General features: G+C 63.6%; 7 protein-coding genes. 3 read left to right on the top strand and 4 right to left on the bottom strand.

Translation table 11 applies throughout. The annotated features are described in order from the left end of the window. Positions 1–105 precede the first annotated feature (105 nt). From VNH11_06120 to VNH11_06110, 3 genes are all read right to left on the bottom strand, one after another. Complete coding sequence (locus VNH11_06120) at positions 106–1581, bottom strand: tetratricopeptide repeat protein (GenBank protein HVA45946.1); 1476 nt, start codon at positions 1579–1581, stop codon at positions 106–108. Between the two features lie 95 nt (positions 1582–1676). After that, complete coding sequence (locus tag VNH11_06115) at positions 1677–3065, bottom strand: undecaprenyl-phosphate glucose phosphotransferase (GenBank protein ID HVA45945.1); 1389 nt, start codon at positions 3063–3065, stop codon at positions 1677–1679. A gap of 79 nt (positions 3066–3144) precedes the next feature. Continuing rightward, on the bottom strand, positions 3145–3468 hold the full coding sequence (locus VNH11_06110) for a sigma factor (GenBank protein ID HVA45944.1): 324 nt from the start codon (positions 3466–3468) through the stop codon (positions 3145–3147). A gap of 172 nt (positions 3469–3640) precedes the next feature. Between VNH11_06110 and VNH11_06105 the strand changes: the two genes are divergently transcribed. From VNH11_06105 to VNH11_06095, 3 genes are all read left to right on the top strand, one after another. Beyond that, positions 3641–3997 (top strand): YciI family protein, encoded by a 357-nt coding sequence (locus tag VNH11_06105; GenBank protein HVA45943.1) that lies wholly within the window; start codon positions 3641–3643, stop codon positions 3995–3997. A 12-nt stretch (positions 3998–4009) separates the two neighbouring features. Then, a complete protein-coding gene (locus VNH11_06100) occupies positions 4010–4420 on the top strand; it encodes a DoxX family protein (GenBank protein ID HVA45942.1) in 411 nt (136 codons plus the stop codon). Positions 4421–4536: 116 nt separating this feature from the next. Beyond that, the gene (locus tag VNH11_06095) at positions 4537–4965 is read left to right on the top strand and encodes a YciI family protein (protein ID HVA45941.1); all 429 of its coding nucleotides are present in this window, start codon (positions 4537–4539) and stop codon (positions 4963–4965) included. Positions 4966–5007: 42 nt separating this feature from the next. On the opposite strand, the gene VNH11_06090 is transcribed toward VNH11_06095, so the two are convergent. Next, positions 5008–5283, bottom strand: coding sequence for a hypothetical protein (locus VNH11_06090; protein ID HVA45940.1), 276 nt, complete (start codon positions 5281–5283; stop codon positions 5008–5010). Positions 5284–6000 lie beyond the last annotated feature (717 nt).

Genomic DNA, 6000 nt, shown 5'->3' with positions numbered 1-6000 from the left:
AATCGGTGCGGGAATCCTGGTTGATGTCCTGGGCGATCAGATCCAAGATGCGGTCCCGTATTTCGGGGCGCGAATAAACGTGCTGCAGCGCCTTGAGAATCGGAATCAGTTCGTGACGACACTCCAGATTGAGTTCCACCTCACCGATGCTTGGACAATCCAACCGCTGCTGCTGTGAAAACGACTTCCGCATCCATTCTCCTCCGCGAAGACGACCTCCTGTCTCAACCAAAACCCTGCGTATTCTACGCGCGCGGGCCTCACCGGGGGCGGCGGCGCCACGGCAAATGCCGGCGCCGCCACCGGGGGCGGCGGCTCCGCTGCTTTTAGCAGCCATTGTTCCGCCGCTGCCAAATCGCCCGACGCGGCGTAAGCGTTGGCGAGCACCGAAAGGCAGTCCCTTGGTCGTGGGCCACGAAGCTCCAGGGCGCGCTGCGCCGCGGCGACTGCCTTGGCGCCGTCTCGATAAGTCGGCACGGCGCAATTGGCACGCAGAGTGGCCAGATTCTTGTAGGCGTTCGGATGATCGGGCCACAATCGAATCGCGGTCTCATAATCGGCGATGGCGCGGTCAGATTCGCCGCGTTGATGCCAGACATATCCGCGATTGTTGTAGTGCAGGCCTGAATCGGGTTCGCGCTCGATCATCCGGTCGAAATCGGCCAAAGCATGTTCGAAATCGCCGGCCCGCAGGTAGGCGAGCCCCCGCTGACCGTAATTCGTGGTCGTGTCGCCGATCAGGCGCAGGGCGTCGTGGGCATCGGCGACCGCTTTGGCAGTTTCGCCGCGCGCCGCAAACGCACCACTCCGCAGCAGAAATGCCACAAAGGTCGGAGACAACTCAATCGACTGATTGAGGTCCCGTATCGCCGCGTCATCGTGCCCCAATGCGTGCAGCGACCGTGCCCGTCCGATCAGGCTGATGGCCGGCGGGATGCCGCGTTGCAAGGCCGCGGTGAAGTCTCGCACGGCGGCCGCCGGTCTGCCCCCGCGCGCGTGGATTTCGCCACGCAGCTTATAAGCGGTTGCATTGGCCGGGCTGAGTTGAATCGCTCGCTGAAGCTGTTCTAATGCGGCGGCGTCCTTGCCTAGCGATACGTAGGCCCACGCCAACTCGACCCGGCCAAAGACATGCGCAGGATTCAGCCGCAGTCCGCTCTGCAGGTCGTGGATCGCTCCGGCCATGTTGCCCGCCTTGTGACGCTCCATGCCGCGATTCACCAGGTATTGCGCATCGTGTGGCGAAAGTTCGATCGCGCGGTCGACGTCGGCCAGCGCCTCTTCGATGCGATTGAGCCCCGAGTATGCGACCGCCCGGTTGTTGTACGCCAAGGCACAGCGAGGGTCGTGCGATAGGGCTACGGTGCAATCATCGATCGCTTGCTCGTGCTTTTTCAACAACAGCCAGGCGTGCGCTCGGTAGGCATAGGCGGCGGCCCATTTGGGGCGAAGCCCGATGGCGCGCGTGTTGTATGCGACCGCCGCATTGAAGTCACCGCGCTGCAAACACGCTTTCGCGCGGCGGACCAGCAGCCGCGCACGAACACCGTTGGGAGTAAGAATGGACGTCAGGTCGATCATCGGGCAGGCTTGGATAAGAGCCGAGACCGGAAGCAATGCGTCGGACGACCCGGTCATTGTAACCCGCCGCCGTTTGCAGTGACAGCGCCGCCGCCTCAATAGGCGTTTCGGTGCCGCAGGCCGCGCCAGACGGTCATGCAGAGAATCTGGCAGTCGAGCCAGAGCGACCAGTTGCTGATGTAGTACAGGTCGCACTCCAGCCGGCGGCGAAGCGACGTGTTGCCGCGCCAGCCGTTGACCTGCGCCCAACCGGTGATGCCGGCCTTCACCTGATGCCGCTGCAAGTAGTTCGGTATCTGGTCGCGGAACTTTTCGACCAGCGCTCCGCGCTCGGGCCGCGGACCCACCAGGCTCATGTCGCCGGCCAGCACGTTGAACAACTGCGGCAACTCATCGAGGCTCCAACGCCGCAACACCCGCCCCAGCGGCGTGCAGCGGCAGTCGTTGCGCGCGGCCCAAACCGGGCCGGTCTGCCGCTCGGCGTCGGCGTCCATACTGCGGAACTTGAGCATCTCGAAGCTGTGCCCGCCCAGGCCGGTCCGCGGCTGCCGATAGAGCACCGGCCCGCGGCTGGTGAGCTTGATCGCCGCGGCAATGGCCAGCAACAGCGGTGAGAGCGCAATCAGGGCCAGCGCGGCGATCGCCAGGTCCATGCCCCGCTTCGCCGCCTTGCGCCAGCCGTAGTGCGGATTGCCCCGCAGGCTGAGAAAGGCCACGTTGTCGATCTCCAGCGTGCGGATGCGCATGCCCGCCAGGTTCGGCAAGTCGGGCACAAGCTGCACTTCCACCAACAAATCTTCCAGTGCCCGATAAACGGCGGGCAACTCTCCGTAGCGCGCCAGCGGAAGGGCGATGAACACATGGTCGATGTCGTGCCGGTCCACGATCGTGCCCAAGGCGTGGATGGAGCCAAGCCGCGGCAGATCGCGAGGCTCGACCTTGGGCGGAGCATCGACGTAGCCAACCGCCTCCAGTCCGGTCCAACTGTTGTGGAGGATGGTTTCGGCCACCAGGCGGCCGGTGCGGCCCGTGCCGACGATCACCGCCCGACCGTAGTTCAACCCCTGCTGCCGGGCCGCTTTCAAAATGCCCCACACCAGCCGCCGCACGAGCATCAGCGCCAAGGCGTTCAGGCAGAGAAACAATGCCAGGGCCAGGCGCGACTCGTAATCGTCGCGGCGATAGAAGGCCGCCGTGATGGCCAGCACGAACAACAGTCCGCTCGCCTGGCAAACCACGCCCAGTTCGCGCGGCAATTCGCGCAGGCGATGGATCTCATAAAGGCCGCAGGCGCGGTAGGCCACGCCGGCCAGCACCAGCAGCAGCGGCAACGAGCGCAGCACGAGCGGCAGTTCGGGCACGCCGTGCGTCGAGGGCCAGAGCGCGAAGCGCAAATAGTAAGCCGCCAGCCAGCTTCCGGCGGTCACCGCCAGATCGCCCGCCAAGAAAACCAGGCCCAGTTTTTGTCCGTGCCGGCGATACATCCGTGAATCGCTCGCGGCGAGATCGTTAGTGAAGGCGATTCTTGTAGTGCTTTAAACGCAGGCGGTCAAGATCGGAAGCTCACGTCCCATGAGCGTTGCCGGCTGCGGTCCTTCCGCCATCGCAACGGCCACCGCACGGTTCAGCGAGACGATGGGCGATGGCCGCACGCGCTGGAGAAGATCGTAAAGCTGAAGGATTTGCGGCCAATCGGTGTCTTCGGCCCGCGCCTCCTGACAGTGCAGCGCGGTCGATTGCCTTGTGCTTGGCGGTCTGTATGATCCAGGTGCGCGGCGAACGGGGCACGCCGGTGGTCCGCCACTGGTCGACGGCCGCCGCGAAGGCTTCCTGGGCCGCCTCTTCGGCCACGTCGAAATCGCCGACGAGCCGGATCAGGGCGGCCATGGTCCGGCCCCAGAGCGGTAGACCGCGTCGACCGCGGCGTCGGTAATTGGCAAGCATCGGCACATTGTAAACAATTTTTTGGCCGGGTTGTCGATTCGGGCAGCCGCCGTTCGACTTACTGCTGATCTCAGGCGAAATCAAATGGGGCCATCGTTACCGTTGGAGGAATATCATGAAATACATGTTGCTGGTTTACCGGGAAGAAAAGGCGTTGAACGACGCGGAGCGAGAACAGTGCTACGTCAAATCGACGAAGCTTGCGCGAGACCTGCACGCGAAGGGAAACTTCGTCGCGGCCTCGCCGTTGCACCCCGTCTCGACCGCGACGAGCGTGCGGCTGCGCGAGGGGAAGCGGCTGGTGACCGACGGCCCCTTTGCCGAGACGCGCGAGCAGCTTGGCGGATTCTACATCGTCGATGCGCGTGACCTGGATGAGGCCGTCGGCATCGCGGAGCGGATTCCCGCGGCGACGGTGGGCACGATCGAAATCCGCCCCGTCCTCGAGATTCCCGGTCTTCCGACCGATTAGAAAGGAATCCACATGCAACCAGAAACCCCACAAGCGCCTGTCTCGAAAGGCAAGCTCTGGACTGGTTGGGCGATGAGCCTCATACCGGCGCTGTTCATGCTGTTGGACGGTGTCATGAAGCTGGTCAAGCCGGCCCCCGTCGTCGAGGCGACCACTAAACTTGGATATTCCGAAAACGTGATTCTTCCCTTGGGGGTCGTCGCGCTCGTCTGCACGGCGCTCTATCTGCTGCCGCGCACCGCGGTTCTCGGAGCGATTTTGCTCACCGGCTATCTCGGCGGGGCGGTGGCCAGCCATCTCCGCGCCGGAGACGGTTGGTTCCCGATTTTCTTCCCCGTGATCTTCGGCGTTCTGCTCTGGGGAGGGCTTGCGCTGCGGGACGAGCGGTTGTGCTCGCTGGTTCCTTGGCGGAGCGACACGTGACAGTTGTTGGACCCTGAAGCGACGTCGTTGACGGTGGGCCGGCGCTCGCAAGCTCGCTGGTCCCACCCTACGCAGCTATTTTTGATCGAGATGTTTTCCCAACGGAGGTTGTTCGAATGAAAGTCATGGTTCTTGTCAAAGCCAGCAACGGTTCCGAGGCGGGCGTGATGCCCAGCCAACAGTTGCTGGCGGAAATGGGTAAGTTCAATGAAGAGCTGGTCAAGGCGGGCGTGATGCTGGCGGGCGAGGGCCTTCATCCCAGCTCCAAGGGCAAGCGCGTCCGGTTCTCTGGCCAGCAGCGGACCGTGATCGACGGGCCGTTTGCCGAGACGAAAGAGTTGGTCGCCGGCTTCTGGTTGTGGAAGGTGAAGTCAATGGAAGAAGCCGTCGCATGGATGATGCGTTGCCCGAATCCCCATCTCGACGAGGGCGAGGTCGAGATTCGCCAAGTCTTTGATCCGGAGGACTTCGCACCGATCGACCCCTCCGGTGAACTGCGGGCAGCCGAGGCTCGGTTGCGCGAGCAGGTGGCCGCCAAGCAATAGCGCTTTGTCATGCGTCGATTGATGGATGGATCGCCAAGAACGTCAATACACGCCGAAGCCGAAGCCAGGGCCGACGGGGCCGTAGAAGCCCGGACCATACAAGGCCGGTCCAAAGGCCCGATAACCGTAGTAGGGACGATAGTACGGCCGCGGCGCGTATACCCGCGGCGCATAGACGCGAGGTCCATAGGGGGCCAACATGGCGGCCCGCACGGGACCACGCACAAACGGGCGCGGATAGGGGTAAGCCTGCGAAGTCGAGGCCGCACCGAAAACCAAGGCGCCCAGCAGAGCGCCGATCATCAAAACGCGTTTCATTATCAGGTACTCCTGTTGTCTTCTTGGGCCGCCTGGCATGGGGGGAAAGCAACGTGTAACGCCAAGGCAGCCCGTGGTCGGTTGTTCGCCCCTGGTCTCATTCTCCGGTTCCGTGTCGCTTCAACAACAAACGCAGCTTGTGTGCCGGCGCGTTCCGCCGATCGCTTAAACCTTGCTCCGACACCTACTTAGGCCGGCAGCCTGGCACTCGGCCGCATTCGCCAGGCGTCGGCGACTGTCGCGGTTCTGCTACTGGTGTATCAATTCGGGCTCTCGTTCGCAAGTTACGGCTTGTGCCGCCGGTGCATAGGCCGCAGGCCATGCTTCATCGTTGGGCGGAGGCATAGCCGAGTGTTTTTACAACGCATCGTGTCACGGACTCGAACACCGGCGTCATGCCGGGCACTTAAGGAGAAGGCCATGCAACGAATCGGAATGTTTTTGGGCATTTTGGCGGCGGCGTTGTTGGTGGCATCCACGGAGCGGGCCGAGGCGCACGCTCGCGGCTGTTGTTCCAAGGCCCAGTGCGGCACCGCGTGTTGCCAGACGGCATGCAACGCTTGCCGGCCAGCCTGCGGCGGATGCCACAAGTCGCACTGCGGCCATCGCAACGCCTGCCGTCACCATCATCACGCACGCTGCTGCCAGCCGGCCTGCGGCTGCGGAAGCTGCACGTCCGGACCGGCGCCTTACACGACGGCTCCCGCACCCGGCATG

It is taken from the genome of Pirellulales bacterium (assembly GCA_035533075.1).
Lineage (GTDB): Bacteria > Planctomycetota > Planctomycetia > Pirellulales > JAICIG01 > DASSFG01.
This window is presented reverse-complemented; position numbering and strand designations above follow the sequence as displayed.

Excerpts from the sequence above, each read along its gene's own strand:
- VNH11_06120 (HVA45946.1), bottom strand. The coding sequence starts at position 1,581 with ATGATCGACCTGACGTCCATTCTTACTCCCAACGGTGTTCGTGCGCGG.
- VNH11_06115 (HVA45945.1), bottom strand. The coding sequence starts at position 3,065 with ATGTATCGCCGGCACGGACAAAAACTGGGCCTGGTTTTCTTGGCGGGC.
- VNH11_06110 (HVA45944.1), bottom strand. The coding sequence starts at position 3,468 with ATGGCCGCCCTGATCCGGCTCGTCGGCGATTTCGACGTGGCCGAAGAG.
- VNH11_06105 (HVA45943.1), top strand. The coding sequence starts at position 3,641 with ATGAAATACATGTTGCTGGTTTACCGGGAAGAAAAGGCGTTGAACGAC.
- VNH11_06100 (HVA45942.1), top strand. The coding sequence starts at position 4,010 with ATGCAACCAGAAACCCCACAAGCGCCTGTCTCGAAAGGCAAGCTCTGG.
- VNH11_06095 (HVA45941.1), top strand. The coding sequence starts at position 4,537 with ATGAAAGTCATGGTTCTTGTCAAAGCCAGCAACGGTTCCGAGGCGGGC.
- VNH11_06090 (HVA45940.1), bottom strand. The coding sequence starts at position 5,283 with ATGAAACGCGTTTTGATGATCGGCGCTCTGCTGGGCGCCTTGGTTTTC.